The organism is Amycolatopsis sp. PS_44_ISF1 (genome assembly GCF_032335455.1).
Lineage (GTDB): Bacteria > Actinomycetota > Actinomycetes > Mycobacteriales > Pseudonocardiaceae > Amycolatopsis.
On the sequence record NZ_JANUXO010000001.1, the window covers coordinates 2672700 to 2689418 of the forward strand.

The following is a 16719-nucleotide window of genomic DNA, read 5'->3' on the forward strand; positions in this document are numbered from 1 at the left end:
CGGTTTCGGCGGTGCCGAGTTCCGCCTCCTCCGTTTGGGGGAGGCAAACACCCCTGTGCTGGCGGCGCTCTCGCTGTGTCTCGCACGGCTAGGCGCGACTCGTCCGCATCGGAAGCAAATGCCGTTTCGCGATCAGACGCGATCGGCGGCAGTCCGCTGATCCACCTGGAGGCGTGGATCGGTCAGGAAGGACATGTGTGAGCAACACCGATCTGTTGAGCGGCGACGTGGAGACCCCCGCCGCGGCCGCTGAGAGCAATGGGGCCGCGGCCGCTCCGAAGCGCCGCACCGGGGGCCTGTCCGGAATGGTCATCGCCGAGCTCCGCCAGCTGGCGGGCGAACTGGGCGTGGGCGAAACCACCGGGATGCGCAAGGGTGACCTGATCGCGGCCATCCGCGAGCGCCAGGGCAAGACCAAGAAGCGTTCCGCCGGTACGGCGGAGACGCTCCCGCTCGAAGGTGTCGGCGACGCTCCCGAAACCGCCAAGGCCCCGAGGCCGGCCAAGGCCGAGGAGTCGGCTCGCGTCGCGAAGAAGCGCGAAGAAACCCCGGCCGAGGCGCCGAGGGTGGAGCGCAACGGATCGGCCCCGGTGGCCGAGGCGCCGCAGGGCTCCGCTCCCGTGGACCCGGCCCCGGCCGAGCCGCGGGCCGCGCAGCCGGAGCGTCAGGACGGCGAAGGGCAGCCGCAGGAGGAAGGCGGCCGTGGCCGCCGCCGCCGTGGCTCCAACCGCGCCGCGGGCGCCCCCGACGGCCAGCGCGGTGACCGCGACGGCGGCAACCAGCAGCGGGGCGACCGCTCGGACCGCTCCGACCGCTCCGAGCGGGACGGCGGGAACCAGCGCGGCGACCGGGACAACCGCGACAACCAGCGCGGCGACCGCGGTGACCGGGACGGCGGCAACCGCGACAACCAGCGTGGCGACCGCGACAACCAGCGCGGCAACCGGGACAACCGGGGCGGCCAGGACAACCGCCAGCGCAACAACCAGCAGGACGGCGGCAACCGCGGCCAGCAGGACAACCGCCAGCAGCCCGGGGACGACGACGAGGAAGGCGGCCGTCGCGGCCGTCGCTTCCGCGACCGCCGCCGCCGCGGCACCGGGGGCGGCCAGCGCGAAGGCGGCTCGCCGGACACCGAGATCCGCGAGGACGACGTCCTGCTGCCCGTCGCGGGCATCCTGGACGTGCTGGACAACTACGCGTTCGTCCGCACCTCGGGGTACCTCGCCGGGCCGAACGACGTGTACGTCTCGCTTTCGCTGGTCCGCAAATACGGCCTGCGCCGCGGGGACGCCATCACCGGCGTCGTGCGCCAGCCGCGCGACGGCGAGCAGCAGCGGCAGAAGTTCAACCCGCTGGTGCGCGTCGATTCGATCAACGGGCTGGACCCGGACGAGTCCAAGCGCCGCCCGGACTTCACCAAGCTGACGCCGCTCTACCCGAACGAGCGGCTGCGCCTGGAGACCGAGTCGCACAAGCTGACCACCCGCGTGATCGACCTGATCATGCCGGTCGGCAAGGGGCAGCGCGCCCTGATCGTGTCGCCGCCCAAGGCCGGTAAGACCACGATCATGCAGGACATCGCCAACGCGATCGCGACGAACAACCCCGAGTGCCACCTGATGGTCGTGCTCGTGGACGAGCGTCCGGAAGAGGTCACCGACATGCAGCGGTCGGTGAAGGGCGAGGTCATCGCCTCCACCTTCGACCGCCCGCCGTCCGACCACACCTCCGTCGCGGAGCTCTCGATCGAGCGGGCCAAGCGGCTCGTCGAGATGGGCCACGACGTGGTCGTGCTGCTCGACTCGATCACCCGCCTGGGCCGGGCCTACAACCTGGCGGCCCCGGCGTCCGGCCGGATCCTGTCCGGTGGTGTCGACTCGACCGCGCTGTACCCGCCGAAGCGGTTCCTGGGCGCGGCGCGCAACATCGAGAACGGCGGTTCGCTCACCATCTTCGCCACGGCGATGGTGGAGACCGGCTCCACGATGGACACGGTGATCTTCGAGGAGTTCAAGGGCACCGGCAACGCCGAGCTCAAGCTGGACCGGAAGATCTCCGAGCGCCGGGTGTTCCCGGCGGTCGACGTCAACCCGTCCGGTACCCGCAAGGAGGACCTGCTCCTCTCGCCGGACGAGCTCGCGGTCACGCACAAGCTGCACCGGGTGCTGCACGCGCTCGACTCCCAGCAGGCCATCGACCTGCTGATCTCGCGGCTGCGCAAGACGAAGACCAACATCGAGTTCCTCATGCAGGTCTCGAAGACGGCCCTCGGCTCGAACGACGACGACTGAGCTCGTCCCGCGCGCGAAAGAGCGGCCCGCCCCGGTGCACTCCGGGGCGGGCCGCTTTCGTCCCGGAATAGCAGGTCGCACGGGTGTGTTGAAGCCACTGTCAGCCCGTCTGGCAGAATGACCCGCTGAAGTCCGGCACCGGTTCACCCCGATATCCGGGGACCCGGGGCCAACGAGAGAGGACACCATGAAGAGCGGTATTCACCCCGATTACGTGACCACCCAGGTCACCTGCAACTGCGGGAACAGCTTCAGCACCCGCAGCACCAAGGACTCGGGCGAGATCCACGTCGAGATCTGTTCGAACTGCCACCCGTTCTACACCGGCAAGCAGAAGATCATGGACACCGGTGGCCGGGTCGCGCGGTTCGAGAAGCGCTACGGCAAGCGGCAGAAGACCGAAGCCAAGTAGCTCGACCAACGGCGCCCACCCGCACGCTCGGGTGGGCGCCGTTCTTCTGTCCGTTGTCAGCTCGCCGAGGCCGGGAAAGAGGCACACGTGGATTCGACGTCGCTCAAGGGGCTGCTCGAAGAGCACGCCCGGCTGGAGGAGCAGCTGGCGGATCCGGCCGTGCACACCGACCAGGCCCGGGCGCGCAAGCTCGGCCGCCGCTACGCCGAGCTGGGTCCGGTCGTGCGCGCGGTGCGCGAGCTCGACGAGGCCCGCGAAGACCTGACCGCCGCCCGTGAGCTGGCCGCGGAGGACGCCACCTTCGCCGAAGAGGCCACCGAGCTGGCCGCGAAGATCCCGGACCTCGAGTCCCGGCTGACCGAGCTGCTCCTGCCGCGCGACCCGTACGACGGCTCCGACGTGGTCATGGAGATCAAGTCCGGCGAAGGGGGCGAGGAGTCGGCGCTGTTCGCCGGCGACCTGCTGCGGATGTACCTGCGCTACGCCGAGCGGCACGGCTGGAAGGCCGAGGTGCTCGACTCCACCGACTCGGACCTCGGCGGCTACAAGGACGTCACCCTGTCGATCAAGAGCAAGACGGCCGAGGTCGACGGCGTGTGGTCCCGGCTGAAGTTCGAGGGCGGCGTGCACCGCGTGCAGCGCGTGCCGGCCACCGAATCGCAGGGGCGCATCCACACCTCGGCCTCCGGGGTGCTGATCTACCCCGAGCCCGAAGAGGTCGAGGTCGAGATCGACCCGAACGAACTGCGCATCGACGTCTTCCGCTCCTCGGGCCCCGGCGGTCAGAGCGTGAACACGACCGACTCGGCCGTGCGGATCACCCACCTGCCGACCGGCATCGTGGTGTCCTGCCAGAACGAGAAGTCGCAGATCCAGAACCGGGCCCGCGCCCTGCAGGTGCTGCAGGCCCGGCTGCAGGCCATCGCCGAGGAGGAGGCCGCGGCGAAGGCCTCCGACGCCCGGCGTTCGCAGGTTCGCACGGTCGACCGCTCGGAGCGCGTGCGCACGTACAACTTCCCGGAGAACCGCATCTCCGACCACCGGGTCAACTACAAGGCCTACAACCTCGACCAGGTCCTCGACGGCGAGCTGACCGGCGTGCTCGACGCACTGGCCACCGCCGACCGCGAGGAGCGGCTGGCTTCGCAGTCCGGCTGAGGACGCCGGTGGCGTCACCACCGAGTGCCGCCGCTGTCCGCTCGGCGCCGGTGGTGCGAGTGGCGTCGAAGGTCTTCGCCGGCTGCTGCCGCCGGGGAAGATGCCGGTGGAGCTGACCGTAGGCGACCGGCCGCTCACCGGCGGGGCGCCCCGGCCGGGTGCGACCGCCTTCCGGTCCGGTGTCGATACCCTGGGATTTCCCCCTGCTGTGTCAGGCTCGACGACGTGAAGGACGACCAGTGAATCGGCAGCCGCTGCGCCTGGCCATCATGGAGGCGACCCGGATCCTCACCGAGGCCGGTGTCCAGTCCCCCCGGTCGGACGCGGACCTCATCGCCGCGCACGTGCTCGGCGTCGAACGGGGCCGGCTGCCGATGGTGCCGCTGGTCGACCCGCCGGTGATCGAGGCGATCGGCCAGCTCGTCGCGCAGCGGGCCAAGCGGATCCCGCTGCAGTACCTGACCGGCTGGGCGGCGCTGGGCAACATCACGGTGAACGTCGGCGCGGGGGTGTTCGTCCCGCGCCCGGAGACCGAGCTGCTGCTGGAGTGGGGGCTCAAGTTCCTGCAGGGCCGCCAGTACCCGGTGGTGGTGGACCTGTGCACGGGCTCCGCCGCGCTGGCGCTGGCGCTGGCCCACGAACGCCCGGACGCCGTGGTCTACGCGGTGGACGTGGACGCGCAGGCGCTGGCCTGGGCCCGCCACAACGCCGACGTCCACTCCGACGCCGGCAACACCCCGATCCGCCTGTACTCCGGCGACATCACCGACCCGACCATGTTCGCCGAGCTGGACGGGCTCGTCGACCTGGTGCTGTGCAACCCGCCGTACGTGCCCGAGGGCACCTACGTGCCCCCGGAGGTCGCCGAGCACGACCCGGCCCGCGCGGTGTTCGCCGAGGAGAGCGGCCTGGCCGTCATCCGCCACGCCGTGGCCGCCGGGGCCCGCCTGCTCCGCCCGGGCGGCGGCCTGGCCATCGAGCACGACGACACCCACGGTTCGGCCGCCCCGGCCCTGGTCCGCGCCCGCCGCGTGCTGACCGGGGTCGAGGACCACAACGACTACTCCGGCCGCGCCCGCTTCGTCACGGCGCGCCGCCTGGGCTGAGCGTCGGGTCCCCTGATCGGCCGCGGCGCGCCCGGTCGCGGCTGCGGTCCGGCCGGACCCGGCGAGGCCGCCGCTGTTCCTCCCCTTCCGGGGCCGATAGCGGTTTCGCTCCCGATGCCCGACTTTCGTCGTGAGGCAGCGGGGTGGACTTCGCCCGCCGCCCCGACCGGCGGCCCTACGGTCGGTCCCGTGCCGTCCTCCCCGCGGCGGCCGGCTGGGAGGAGCGCGGATGAAATCCGCCGGGAACCGACGCAGGCGAACCAGCACCGGACGGGTGCCGGCGGTGCTCGTAGCCGCGGCCCTGCTGCCCGCACTGGCCGCGGGCACCGCGGCGGCCGACCCGCTCACCCGGGGCTGGCCCGCGCCCCTCGACGCCGCGCGGTGGGCCGACCAGAGCAGCATGACCTGGGGCGACTACCGCCAGGTCCCCGGCACGAACTGGGCCGACCCGGCCCTGAAGCCGACCCAGCGCACGTTCAAGGGTGCCGTGGTCCTCACCGACTACCCGGACCAGGACTTCGTGGTGACCAAAGCGCCGCACTCGACCGTGTTCGGCAACCCCGGCCCGAGCGCCCACGACGTGCCGCGAGCGGACGTCGCGAAGTATTACCAAGACTTCCTGAACAAGCCGGAGGCGCTCAACCACGGGCACACCATCAACGAGTACTGGATGGAGGACTCGGGCGGGCGCCTCGGCGTCGACCTGACCGCGTTCGGCCCGTACCGGATGCCCGGCCAGTCCTTCGAGTACGGCATGGAGTTCCAGTCCGGGGCCTGCCCGAAGGGCGCGGACTGCGACCGGAACCTGCGCACGGACGCCGCGGCCGCCTGGCGCGCCGACGTCGGTGCCGTGGCCGACCGGTTCGACTTCGTCTTCTTCCTCTCCGCGGGCCAGGACGAGAGCTCGACCTGGCAGGAGTTCGGCGAGATGAAGTTCGGCGACCGGGAGTCGGTGCCGGACGAGTTCGGCCCGCCCGGCGACGAGAGCCTGCCCAACTGGGCCGGCACCCGGTACGTGCCGTGGACCTCGTGGGCCTCGGCCGCGAGCATCTGGCCCAACGCGCAGAACGGCTCCTCGACCCAGGCCGAGAGCTCCGGCCAGGCGGTCTACGCGCACGAGTTCAGCCACATCCTCGGCATCGGCGACAACTACAACAACCCGTTCGGCGACCCGCCCCAGCGCAGTTACACCGGACCGTGGGAGATGCTTTCGCGCGGCAGCTTCAACGGACCCGGCGGACCGCACACCCGCTGGCAGATCCCGGCCACCGCGGGCGGCTCGATGGGCGCGCACCACATGCTGCGCAACAAGCTGAAGCTCGGCATCACCGACCCCGCCCGGGTGCTGCGGCTCGACCGCGACCGGCTGGCCGAGACCGGGCCGGTCACCGCCCGGGTCACCGCGCGTGAAGCGGCGCCGCGGCCCGGCGCGTACGCGGGCATCACCATCGCGATGCCCGGCGGCGACAGGTCGCCGAAGTGCGACGGCGCCACCGACCCGCTGTGCGACGGCGGCGGTTACGACAACTACACCGTCGAGGTGGTCGACCGGATGGGCTCGGACTCCTTCGCGCCCGACTCCGGCGTGCTGCTGGCCAAGACCAAGAACCGCGACGCCGCGCCGTTCGAGTGGATCGTCGACGCCAACCCGCGGGACATCGGCCTCACCGACTACGTGAAGCCGGACGGCACGCCGGCGAAGGTCACCGTGGGCGACTACCGGCAACTCGACGACGCCGCGTTCAAGGCGGGCACCGGCGCTTCCGGCGGGTACGAGTACACCGACCGGGCGAACCGGCTGCACTTCCTGGTCACCGACGTCGAACGCGATGGCCGCGGCATCCTTTCCTACACCGTCACGGTGGCCTCGCTCGACGGCTCGGGACCGCAGGACCGCGGCGCGGTCCTGCGGCCCGGCCCGCCCGCGTTCACCGAAGGCGGGCTCGCGACCTGCGAATCCCGCCTGGTCAACACCGGTTCGGCACGGGGGGCGAAGGCCCCGTACGACTCCGACACCTACCGGCTGAGCGCCGGCACCGACGCGAAGGGCTGGGAGGTCCGGCTGCCCAACGAGCTCGCCACGGCGAAGTTCGGCCAGGCCGCGCCCGTGCGGGCGTACGCGAAGCGGTCGGCGGGCGCCGCGTACACCGCGCTGGTCCGGCTCACCGCGACCTCGATCGCCGACCCCTCGCGCACGAGCACCACCACCTGCGTCGCGATCGGCTTCTGAGCCGCCGGTCCCCGGCACCTGACCGCCGGATTCGGGGGCCGGGGGCTAGGCTTCGCGGCATGAGCACGGTTTACGACTGCAGCAAGCGTGAGCCCCGGGCCGAGGGGCTGGCCGCCGCGGCCGCCTCAGTGCGGTCCAGCCGGCTGGTCGTCCTGCCCACCGACACCGTCTACGGGATCGGCGCGGACGCCTTCGACGCGGGCGCGGTGCAGGCGCTGCTGCGGGCCAAGAACCGCGGACCGGACATGCCGGTCGGCGTGCTGGTCGGATCCTGGTCCACTGTGGACGGACTTGTGCTGGGGGTGCCGCCGCAGGCCCGGGCGCTGATCGAGGCGTTCTGGCCGGGCGACCTGTCCATCGTGCTGCCGCACGCGCCGAGCCTGCAGTGGAACCTCGGGCAGTCGCGCGGCACGGTGATGCTGCGGATGCCGCTGCACCCGGTCGCGCTGGAGCTGCTGCGCGACGTCGGCCCGATGGCCGTGTCGAGCGCGAACGTCTCCGGCCGCCCGCCCGCGGCCACCGCGACCGAGGCCCAGGACCAGCTCGGCGACTCCGTCTCGGTCTACCTCGACGGCGGCTCCAGCGGCGAGCCGGTGGCCTCCTCGATCGTCGACCTGACCGGCGACACCCCGGTGATCCTGCGCGAGGGCGCGGTCACCCGGGCCGCGATCGCCGAGGTGATGGGCATCGGCGTCGAGACGCTCGCCTGAGCCGGGGGAGTGTCCACAGTGGTCTCTCCGGGGCACCGCGGCGATCCGGTGACAGTCGTCCGCAACGCCGTCCCCCGGTCGCGGTAGCGTGACGCGGTGACTCGGACCCCCCGGCAGGCGTGACGCGGTCATGCCCCCTGTGCAAGGACTTCTCCCGATCCGGGAGTACCTCCTCGTCGCGCTGACCGCGACGGCTGCGACGTTCCTGCTCACCGGCGTCGTCCGCCGCGTCGCGATCCGCATCGGCGCGATCGCCAACCCGCGCGCCCGCGACGTCCACGTGACGCCGATCCCGCGCATGGGCGGGGTCGGGATCTACCTCGGGGTCGCCGCGGCGATGGGGCTGGCCCACCAGCTGCCCGCGCTCAGCCACGGCTTCGACGTCTCGCTCGACTCGGTCGGCGTGCTGCTCGCGGCCGGCGTCATCTCGCTCATCGGCGCGCTGGACGACCGGTTCGAGCTGGACGCCTGGACGAAGCTGGCCGGCCAGGTGATGTGCGCCGGGATCCTGGTCATCTTCGGCGTGCAGTGGGTGTCGTTCTGGGTGCCGTGGGGCGGTCAGGGCGATTCGTTCGGCTCGGTGCTGGTGCTGGACAAGAACCAGGGCGCGCTGCTGACCGTGCTGATGGTCGTGGTGATGGTCAACGCGATGAACTTCGTGGACGGGCTCGACGGGCTCGCGGGCGGGCTCGGTTTCATCGCCGCGTCGGCCACCTGCGTGTTCTCGCTGAGCCTGCTCGACAGCGCGGGCGGTGACGTCGGCTCGTACCCCCCGGCGCTGATCGCGGCCACGCTCGCCGGGGCCTGCCTGGGCTTCCTGCCGTACAACTTCCAGCCGGCCAAGATCTTCATGGGCGATTCGGGCTCGATGATGATCGGGCTGGTGCTGGCCGGCGCGACGACCTCGGCCAGCGGCCGGGTCAGCTACACCCACTTCAGCGCCTCGGACGCGCTGGCGCTGCTCTCGCCCCTGGTCGTGGTCATCGCGGTGCTGTTCGTGCCCCTGCTGGACCTGATCATGGCCGTCATCCGCCGCACCCGCCGCGGGGAGAGCCCGTTCGCGGCGGACAAGATGCACCTGCACCACCGGCTGCTGGAGATCGGCCACTCCCAGCGCCGCGCGGTGCTGCTGATCTACCTGTGGGCCGGGATCCTGGCCTTCGGCGCGGTTTCGGTGACCCTGTTCGACGGCCCGGTGAAGTTCTGGGTGATCGGGCTGGCGCTGGCCGCGGCCGTGCTGGTGTCGGTGGTCCCGCGGCTGCGCGCCCGCCACCGCCCGGGCCTTTAGCGCCCGGGCCCGCACCGGCCCGGAGAACCGCCACCGCTACACTGGTGGGTCGAACCGAGCAGGGAGCCAGTTGTGAGCGACGCCGAGACCACCGCGCAGGAGAACCCGCACGCCGCACCGGTGCGCAAGGCCGCACTGGCGATGACCCGGGCGTCCCTGCTGGCGACCCCGCCGTTCGTGCTGGCCTGCATCGTGCTGTTCAGCGTCCTCAACGGACTGCCCGGGTTCCTCGGCTCGCTGGTCGGCGGAGTGCTGGCGATGCTCGCCTCGCTGTCCACGCTGGGCATGATGCGGTTCAGCGCGGGCCAGGACCCGATGTTCGTCATGGTGGTCGCGCTCGGCGGGTACGTCGTCAAGGTCATCGTCCTGTTCGGCGCGCTCACCCTGCTCAAGGGCGTGACCGCGCTGCACCCGATGTCGCTGGGCATCACCATGATCGTGGCCATCCTGGTCGCGGCCGCCGCGGAGTTCGCCGCCTTCCGCCGCACCAACCTGCCGGCGATCGTCGTTTCGCCGGCGGGCTGACCGCGTTCGGCGACCGGTTCGGGACGGGGGTCCCCGCCTGGGCGGGACCTAGGTCCTCGGCCGTTCGGCTGGTTAGGAGTACGCCCGTACGGCGCTCATTGACCTGCTGGTATGGTCCGCGTCATGGGTGGCGGCCTCGGCCGCGCACTCCCGACGACGAACCGCGATCAGCAGTGTGGCGACCGATGGTTACGCCTTCCGCTGCAGGTCCGAAGTAGACCGCAGGGCAGTGTTCACGCGAGACATCCCCGAGTGCAGACCGGCTTCGGCGCACCGTGGGTAAGCCGCCTCCGGCGTCCCGGCGCGTGTCGGGTACGTTAAGTCCAGATCGTGACGATTCCCCCGGCGGAGTGAACGCCGGCCGGGAGAACCGGGAGGAGCCCAGTGGGCGCGCTGGTACTGACCGAGGGTGCGAACTTCGCACCTCCGGGTGCGGAAAGCTTCGAGTTGCCGCCGTTGTTCGGCTTCGTCACCAAGCCGATGCTCCTGGTCGTGCTCTCGGTGATCATCATTGCGACGTACTTCCTGCTGGCGACCCGCAAGCTCAAGGTCGTGCCGAGCAAGGGGCAGTACGTCGCCGAGTCCATCTACGACTTCAGCCGGAACAACATCGCGCGTGAGCAGATCGGCTCGCGGGACTTCAAGCGCTTCGTGCCGATGATCTTCGCGTTGTTCACCTTCATCCTGATGAACAACCTGTACGGCATCATCCCGTTCCTGCAGTTCCCGACCATGGCGCGGTTCGGTTTCCCGGTCGCGCTGTCGGTGCTCGTGGTGTACCCGGTCTACCACTACGTGGGGATCAAGCGGCACGGCCTCGGCGGGTACTTCAAGAAGGAACTCGCCCCGGCCGGGGTGCCGCGCCTGGTGCTGCCGCTGTTCTCGGTGATCGAGTTCGCGGAGAAGTTCTTCCTCAACCCGCTCACGCTCGCCATCCGAGTGTTCGCCGCCATGTTCGCGGGCCACCTCATCCTGGCGGTGTTCACCCTCGGCGGAACCTTCCTGCTGACCGAGACCTCGAGCTTCGCGCTGAAGCCGGTCTCGCTGATCGCCTGGATCTTCGCCATCGGGCTGACCTTCCTGGAGGCCTTCATCCAGGTGCTGCAGGCCTACATCTTCGCCCTGCTGTCCGCGGGGTACATCGGCGCCGCGCTCGCCGCGGAGCACTGAGAAAAACACAAGCCCCGATCCGCGTGAGTACGCGGACCGAAGTGAAGGGAAACGCACGTGAGCAACATCCTTCTGGCCCAGGAAGCCGCGCAGACCGTGAGCATCAACAAGGGTCTCGCCGCGATCGGCTACGGCCTGGGTGCGATCGGCCCGGGCATCGGCGTGGGCCTGATCTTCGCCGCGGTGATCAACGGCACCGCCCGGCAGCCGGAGGCGCAGAGCAAGCTCCAGGGCATCGGTTACGCGACCTTCGTGCTCACCGAGGTGCTCGCCCTGATCGGTATCGTCATCTACTTCATCGCCTCCTCCTGAGTCGTCTGCTTCTCGCCTAAGGAGACGTTGTGCTGAAGACCGAAATGGTGCTGGCCGAGGCCAGCAACCCGATCATCCCGGATCTCTCGGAGCTGATCCTCGGTATCGTCGCCTTCCTGATCCTGCTGTTCATCCTCAAGAAGTACGTGGTCCCTCGGTTCGAGACCGCATACGAGGAGCGGGCGCAGAAGATCGAAGGCGGTATCGAGAAGGCCGAGAAGGCCCAGGCCGAGGCCGAACGGGCGCTGGCGCAGTACAAGGCGCAGCTGGCCGAAGCCCGGTCCGAGGCCGCGAAGATCCGTGACGACGCGCGGCTCGAAGCCGAGCAGATCAAGGCGGAGCTGCGGGCCGAGGCCGAGTCCGAGTCCCAGCGGATCGTCGCCCAGGGGCAGGCCCAGTTGCAGGCCCAGAAGGCCCAGATCATCGCCGAGCTGCGGGCCGACATGGGCCGCAACGCGGTCGAGCTGGCCAGCCGCATCGTCGGCGAGTCGCTCGAGGACGAGGCGCGTCGCCGGGGCACCGTCGACCGCTTCCTGCAGGAGCTCGAGACCGCCGGCGACGGTGCTCAAATCGGAGCGGGGAAGTAGACCAGGATGACGCTGCATGCTGCGAGCCGTGAAGCGCTCGACCTCGCCGAGAACCGTCTCGGCGAGGTGCTGGCCGGTGCCGACGCCACCGTGTCGACCTCGGTCGGCGACGAGCTGCTCTCGGTCGTCGACCTCCTCGACCGCGAGATCGGCCTGCGCCGGGCCGTCGGCGACGCCTCGGTCGAGCCGCAGGCCCGCCAGGGCCTCGTCCGTCGCCTGTTCGACGGGAAGCTGAGCGAGCCGGCGTTGAAGGTGCTCGACACCGTGGCGGGTAGCCGCTGGTCCAGCCCGCGTCAGCTGACCGACGGGCTCGAGTCGGTGGGCCGCTCCGCGCTGCTCACCGCGGCCGAGCAGACCGGGACCGTCGACACCGTCGAATCCCAGCTCTTCCAGGTGGCGCGCATCGTCGCCGGCTCCCCGGAGCTGGAGGCCGCGCTCTCCGACCTGGCCGGTCCCGCCGAAGCCAAGCGGGCCCTGGTCCGGGGGCTGTTCGCGGACCGGGTCGACGTGGTCACCGAGACCCTGGTCGAGCAGGTCGTCCGCCGGGCCAAGGGGCGCGGGGTCGGCATCGGGCTCGACCGGCTGGTCAAGCTGGCCGCGGAACGGCGTCAGCGCTCCGTGGCCTACGTGACCAGCGCGAACGCCCTCACCGGGGAGCAGCAGGCCCAGCTCGGGTCGAAGCTCGACGGGATCTACGGCCGGTCCATGGCCCTGCACGTCGAGGTGGACCCCCGGCTCGGCGGCGGGCTCGTCGTCCGCGTCGGCGACGAGGTCATCGACGGCAGCACGGCCGGACAGCTCGCCGCGCTGCGCGGCCGGCTGAGCCGGGCCTGACCGGCCTACCCGGGCCGGCCCAACAGACTTTGCACACTGGACAGAACAGAAGCGAGAGCGGGAACGAAATGGCGGAGCTGACGATCTCCTCGGACGAGATCGCCCACGCGATCGAGAACTACGTCTCGAGTTACGCCCCTTCCGTTGAAAGGGAAGAGGTCGGCGTCGTCGTCGACGCCGGTGACGGTATCGCCCACGTCGAGGGCCTGCCCTCGGCCATGGCCAACGAGCTGCTCGAGTTCCCGGGCGGCGTGCTCGGTGTGGCGCTGAACCTCGACGCGCGTTCGATCGGTGTCGCGATCCTGGGTGACTTCGAGAGCATCGAAGAGGGCCAGCAGGTCAAGCGGACCGGGCAGGTGCTGTCCGTGCCGGTCGGCGACGGCTACCTGGGCCGGGTCGTGGACCCGCTGGGCCAGGCCATCGACGGGCTGGGCGAGATCGAGACCACGGGCCGCCGCCCGCTGGAGCTCAAGGCCGCCTCCGTGGTCGAGCGCCAGCCGGTGTCCGAGCCGCTGCAGACCGGTATCACCGCGATCGACGCGATGACCCCGATCGGCCGCGGCCAGCGCCAGCTCATCATCGGCGACCGCAAGACCGGCAAGACGGCGGTCGCGGTCGACACGATCATCAACCAGAAGGCCAACTGGGAGACCGGCGACCCGAAGAAGCAGGTTCGCTGCATCTACGTCGCGGTCGGCCAGAAGGGCTCCACGATCGCCGCGGTGAAGAAGTCCCTCGAGGACGCGGGCGCGATGGAGTACACCACCATCGTCGCGGCCCCGGCCTCGGACTCCGCCGGCTTCAAGTGGATCGCCCCCTACACCGGCTCGGCCATCGGCCAGCACTGGATGTACGAGGGCCAGCACGTCCTGATCGTGTTCGACGACCTGACCAAGCAGGCCGACGCCTACCGGGCGATCTCGCTGCTGCTGCGCCGCCCGCCGGGCCGCGAAGCCTTCCCCGGCGACGTCTTCTACTTGCACTCCCGCCTGCTCGAGCGGTGCGCCAAGCTCTCGGACGAGCTGGGGGCCGGCTCGCTGACCGGACTGCCGATCATCGAGACCAAGGCCAACGACGTGTCGGCCTACATCCCGACGAACGTCATCTCGATCACCGACGGCCAGTGCTTCTTCCAGTCGGACCTGTTCAACGCCGGCCAGCGCCCGGCCATCGACGTGGGCATCTCGGTGTCCCGCGTGGGTGGTGCCGCGCAGGTCAAGGCGATGAAGGACGTTTCGGGCTCGCTCCGGATCGACCTGTCGCAGTACCGCGAGCTGGAGTCCTTCGCCGCCTTCGCCTCCGACCTCGACGACGCCTCCAAGGCGCAGCTCGAGCGCGGTGCGCGCCTGTACGAGGTGCTCAAGCAGCCGCAGTACTCGCCGGTCCCGGTCGAGGAGCAGGTCGCCACGGTGTTCCTGGGCACGAACGGGCACTTCGACTCGGTCCCGACCGAGGACGTCCGCCGGTTCAGCCACGAGTTCCTCGACTCGGCCCGCCGCAAGCACGGCGAAATCCTCGGCTCGGTCCGCGACACGGGCAAGTTCTCGCCCGAGGCCCGCGAGAGCCTGGTCGAAGCGGTGAACGAGTTCAAGAAGGAGTTCACCACCTCCGAGGGCAAGAACCTGGCCGAGGCGGACGCCGAGGCCATGGACGCCGACCAGGTCGGGCAGGAGACCGTGAAGGTCAACAAGCCCGCGCCGAAGAAGTGAGCTGGTAGCTCATGGCCGCACAGCTGCGGGAACTGAGGTCGCGGATCAAGGCGACCAAATCGATCGGCAAGATCACCAAGGCGATGGAGCTCATCGCCACCGCGCGCATCACCAAGGCGCGGGCGAAGGTCGCCGCCTCCCGGCCGTACGCCGACGAGATCACCAAGGTGCTCTCGGCGCTGGCCGGTGCGGCGGCCAACCTCGACCACCCGCTGCTGGTCGAGCGCCCGAACCCGAAGCGCGCCGCGGTCCTGGTCGTCACCAGCGACAAGGGCCAGTGCGGTGGGTACAACACCAACGTGCTCAAGGCGACCGAGGAACTGCTCAAGCTCCTGCGTGAGGAGGGCAAGCAGCCCGAGGTCTACGTGACCGGCAACAAGGGACTGAACTACTACCGGTTCCGCGGCCGCGAGGTCACCGAGAGCTGGACGGGCTTCTCCGACCAGCCGGGGTACGCCGACGCGGTCCAGGCCGCCGAGACGCTGGTGGCCTCGTTCCTCGCCGGCACCGACGACGCCACCGGCAACGCCGACGGCATCGAAGGGGTCGACGAGATCCACGTCGTCTACACCGAGTTCGTCTCGATGCTGACGCAGCGCCCGGTGGCCAAGCGGGTCGCCCCGCTGGAGGTCGAGTACAGCGACGAAGAAGCGCAGCCCGGGTTGCTCCCGAGCTACGAGTTCGAGCCTAGTGCCGACCGCCTGCTGTCCGCGCTGCTGCCGAAGTACATCAACACCCGCCTCTACTCGGCGCTGCTGGAATCGGCCGCGTCCGAGCTGGCGGCCCGGCGCACCGCGATGAAGGCCGCGTCGGACAACGCGAACGACCTGGTGGGCAACCTGACGCGGGAGATGAACCAGGCCCGCCAGGCCCAGATCACCCAGGAGATCTCCGAAATCGTCGGTGGCGCGAACGCGCTCACCGCAGCAGGAAGTGATGATTGATGACCAGTACTGAAGCCCCGCGCGCCAAGGGGCGCATCGTGTCGGTGACCGGTCCGGTCGTCGACGTCGAGTTCCCGCGCGGTTCCGTGCCCGACCAGTTCAACGCGCTCAAGGTCGAGATCGAGTTCGAGCAGCTGCGCAAGACGGTCACCCTCGAGGTCGCGAGCCACCTCGGCGACAACCTCGTGCGCACCATTTCGCTCCAGCCGCAGGACGGCCTCGTCCGCGGCGCCGAGGTCACCGACACCGGCAAGCCGATCACCGTCCCGGTGGGCGACAAGGTCAAGGGCCACGTCTACAACGCGCTCGGCGAGTGCCTGGACGAGCCCGGCTACGGCGACGACCTCGAGCGCTGGGGCATCCACCGCAACCCGCCCTCCTTCGACCAGCTCGAAGGCAAGACGGAGATGCTGGAGACCGGCCTGAAGGTGGTCGACCTGCTCACCCCGTACGTCCAGGGTGGCAAGATCGGCCTGTTCGGCGGGGCCGGCGTGGGCAAGACGGTGCTGATCAAGGAGATGATCACCCGTGTCGCCCGCAACTTCGGTGGCACCTCGGTGTTCGCCGGGGTCGGCGAGCGCACCCGTGAGGGCAACGACCTCTTCCTGGAGATGAGCGAGGACGGCGTCATCAACGACACCGCCCTCGTGTTCGGCCAGATGGACGAGCCGCCGGGCACGCGCATGCGCGTCGCGCTCTCCGCGCTGACCATGGCGGAGTACTTCCGCGACGTCCAGAACCAGGACGTGCTGCTGTTCATCGACAACATCTTCCGGTTCACCCAGGCCGGCTCGGAGGTCTCGACCCTGCTGGGCCGGATGCCTTCGGCCGTGGGCTACCAGCCGACGCTGGCCGACGAGATGGGCCAGCTGCAGGAGCGGATCACCTCGACCCGGGGCCGGTCGATCACCTCGATGCAGGCGATCTACGTGCCCGCGGACGACTACACCGACCCGGCCCCGGCCGCGACGTTCGCCCACCTGGACGCCACCACGGAGCTCTCGCGTGGGGTGTTCCAGAAGGGCATCTTCCCGGCGGTGGACCCGCTGGCGTCGACCTCGACGATCCTCGACCCGGCCATCGTCGGTGAGGACCACTACCGGGTCGCCTCCGAGGTCATCCGGATCCTGCAGAAGTACAAGGAGCTGCAGGACATCATCGCGATCCTCGGGATGGACGAGCTCTCGGAAGAGGACAAGCTCACCGTGCAGCGCGCCCGCCGGATCGAGCGCTTCCTCTCCCAGAACATGCTGGTCGCGGAGGCGTTCACGCAGATCCCGGGCTCGACGGTGCCGCTGTCGGAGACCATCGAGTCGTTCGACCGCATCGCCAAGGGCGACTTCGACCACTACCCGGAGCAGGCGTTCCTGGGCATCGGTGGCCTCGAAGACCTCGAGAAGAAGTACAAGGAAATCACCAAGAAGTGACTCCTCGGGGACG

General features: G+C 70.3%; 15 protein-coding genes. All 15 read left to right on the forward strand.

Features of this window, described 5'->3' with window-relative positions; genetic code table 11:
• The first annotated feature begins 197 nt into the window (after positions 1 to 197).
• The 15 genes from rho (at position 198) to atpD (ending at position 16706) form a co-directional block, all read left to right on the forward strand.
• Complete coding sequence (gene rho / locus NYF13_RS12210; RefSeq protein ID WP_315656378.1) at positions 198 to 2294, forward strand: transcription termination factor Rho; 2097 nt, start codon at positions 198 to 200, stop codon at positions 2292 to 2294.
• A 187-nt stretch (positions 2295 to 2481) separates the two neighbouring features.
• Positions 2482 to 2706 (forward strand): 50S ribosomal protein L31, encoded by a 225-nt coding sequence (rpmE, locus tag NYF13_RS12215; RefSeq protein WP_315656380.1) that lies wholly within the window; start codon positions 2482 to 2484, stop codon positions 2704 to 2706.
• Between the two features lie 87 nt (positions 2707 to 2793).
• A complete protein-coding gene (gene prfA / locus NYF13_RS12220; RefSeq protein WP_315656381.1) occupies positions 2794 to 3864 on the forward strand; it encodes a peptide chain release factor 1 in 1071 nt (356 codons plus the stop codon).
• A 239-nt stretch (positions 3865 to 4103) separates the two neighbouring features.
• Positions 4104 to 4970, forward strand: coding sequence for a peptide chain release factor N(5)-glutamine methyltransferase (gene prmC, locus NYF13_RS12225; RefSeq protein WP_315656383.1), 867 nt, complete (start codon positions 4104 to 4106; stop codon positions 4968 to 4970).
• 229 nt (positions 4971 to 5199) lie between these two features.
• A complete protein-coding gene (locus NYF13_RS12230) occupies positions 5200 to 7200 on the forward strand; it encodes a M6 family metalloprotease domain-containing protein (RefSeq protein ID WP_315656385.1) in 2001 nt (666 codons plus the stop codon).
• A gap of 59 nt (positions 7201 to 7259) precedes the next feature.
• Positions 7260 to 7910: an L-threonylcarbamoyladenylate synthase gene (locus NYF13_RS12235; RefSeq protein WP_315656386.1), complete on the forward strand. Its 651-nt coding sequence runs from the start codon at positions 7260 to 7262 to the stop codon at positions 7908 to 7910.
• Between the two features lie 130 nt (positions 7911 to 8040).
• Positions 8041 to 9198 carry an MraY family glycosyltransferase gene (locus NYF13_RS12240; protein ID WP_315656387.1) on the forward strand — a complete coding sequence of 386 codons (1158 nt, stop codon included), beginning with the start codon at positions 8041 to 8043 and terminating at the stop codon, positions 9196 to 9198.
• 72 nt (positions 9199 to 9270) lie between these two features.
• Positions 9271 to 9723 (forward strand): hypothetical protein, encoded by a 453-nt coding sequence (locus NYF13_RS12245; protein WP_315656388.1) that lies wholly within the window; start codon positions 9271 to 9273, stop codon positions 9721 to 9723.
• 384 nt (positions 9724 to 10107) lie between these two features.
• Positions 10108 to 10893 carry a F0F1 ATP synthase subunit A gene (gene atpB, locus NYF13_RS12250; protein WP_315656390.1) on the forward strand — a complete coding sequence of 262 codons (786 nt, stop codon included), beginning with the start codon at positions 10108 to 10110 and terminating at the stop codon, positions 10891 to 10893.
• A gap of 57 nt (positions 10894 to 10950) precedes the next feature.
• Positions 10951 to 11205, forward strand: a complete 255-nt coding sequence (locus NYF13_RS12255; RefSeq protein WP_315656391.1) for an ATP F0F1 synthase subunit C — start codon at positions 10951 to 10953, stop codon at positions 11203 to 11205.
• A 29-nt stretch (positions 11206 to 11234) separates the two neighbouring features.
• Positions 11235 to 11792: a F0F1 ATP synthase subunit B gene (locus NYF13_RS12260; protein WP_315656392.1), complete on the forward strand. Its 558-nt coding sequence runs from the start codon at positions 11235 to 11237 to the stop codon at positions 11790 to 11792.
• A gap of 6 nt (positions 11793 to 11798) precedes the next feature.
• Positions 11799 to 12626: a F0F1 ATP synthase subunit delta gene (locus NYF13_RS12265; protein ID WP_315656394.1), complete on the forward strand. Its 828-nt coding sequence runs from the start codon at positions 11799 to 11801 to the stop codon at positions 12624 to 12626.
• 68 nt (positions 12627 to 12694) lie between these two features.
• Positions 12695 to 14335 (forward strand): F0F1 ATP synthase subunit alpha, encoded by a 1641-nt coding sequence (gene atpA, locus NYF13_RS12270; protein WP_315656395.1) that lies wholly within the window; start codon positions 12695 to 12697, stop codon positions 14333 to 14335.
• A gap of 11 nt (positions 14336 to 14346) precedes the next feature.
• Complete coding sequence (locus NYF13_RS12275) at positions 14347 to 15279, forward strand: F0F1 ATP synthase subunit gamma (protein ID WP_315656396.1); 933 nt, start codon at positions 14347 to 14349, stop codon at positions 15277 to 15279.
• Complete coding sequence (gene atpD, locus NYF13_RS12280; protein WP_315656398.1) at positions 15279 to 16706, forward strand: F0F1 ATP synthase subunit beta; 1428 nt, start codon at positions 15279 to 15281, stop codon at positions 16704 to 16706. The genes NYF13_RS12275 and atpD overlap by 1 nt, the downstream gene beginning before the upstream one ends.
• The last annotated feature ends 13 nt before the right edge of the window (positions 16707 to 16719 follow it).

Coding starts and splice junctions, on each gene's coding strand:
- NYF13_RS12275 (WP_315656396.1), top strand. CDS start 14,347: ATGGCCGCACAGCTGCGGGAACTGAGGTCGCGGATCAAGGCGACCAAA.
- NYF13_RS12230 (WP_315656385.1), top strand. CDS start 5,200: ATGAAATCCGCCGGGAACCGACGCAGGCGAACCAGCACCGGACGGGTG.
- NYF13_RS12235 (WP_315656386.1), top strand. CDS start 7,260: ATGAGCACGGTTTACGACTGCAGCAAGCGTGAGCCCCGGGCCGAGGGG.
- NYF13_RS12265 (WP_315656394.1), top strand. CDS start 11,799: ATGACGCTGCATGCTGCGAGCCGTGAAGCGCTCGACCTCGCCGAGAAC.
- atpD (WP_315656398.1), top strand. CDS start 15,279: ATGACCAGTACTGAAGCCCCGCGCGCCAAGGGGCGCATCGTGTCGGTG.
- rpmE (WP_315656380.1), top strand. CDS start 2,482: ATGAAGAGCGGTATTCACCCCGATTACGTGACCACCCAGGTCACCTGC.
- NYF13_RS12240 (WP_315656387.1), top strand. CDS start 8,041: ATGCCCCCTGTGCAAGGACTTCTCCCGATCCGGGAGTACCTCCTCGTC.
- atpA (WP_315656395.1), top strand. CDS start 12,695: ATGGCGGAGCTGACGATCTCCTCGGACGAGATCGCCCACGCGATCGAG.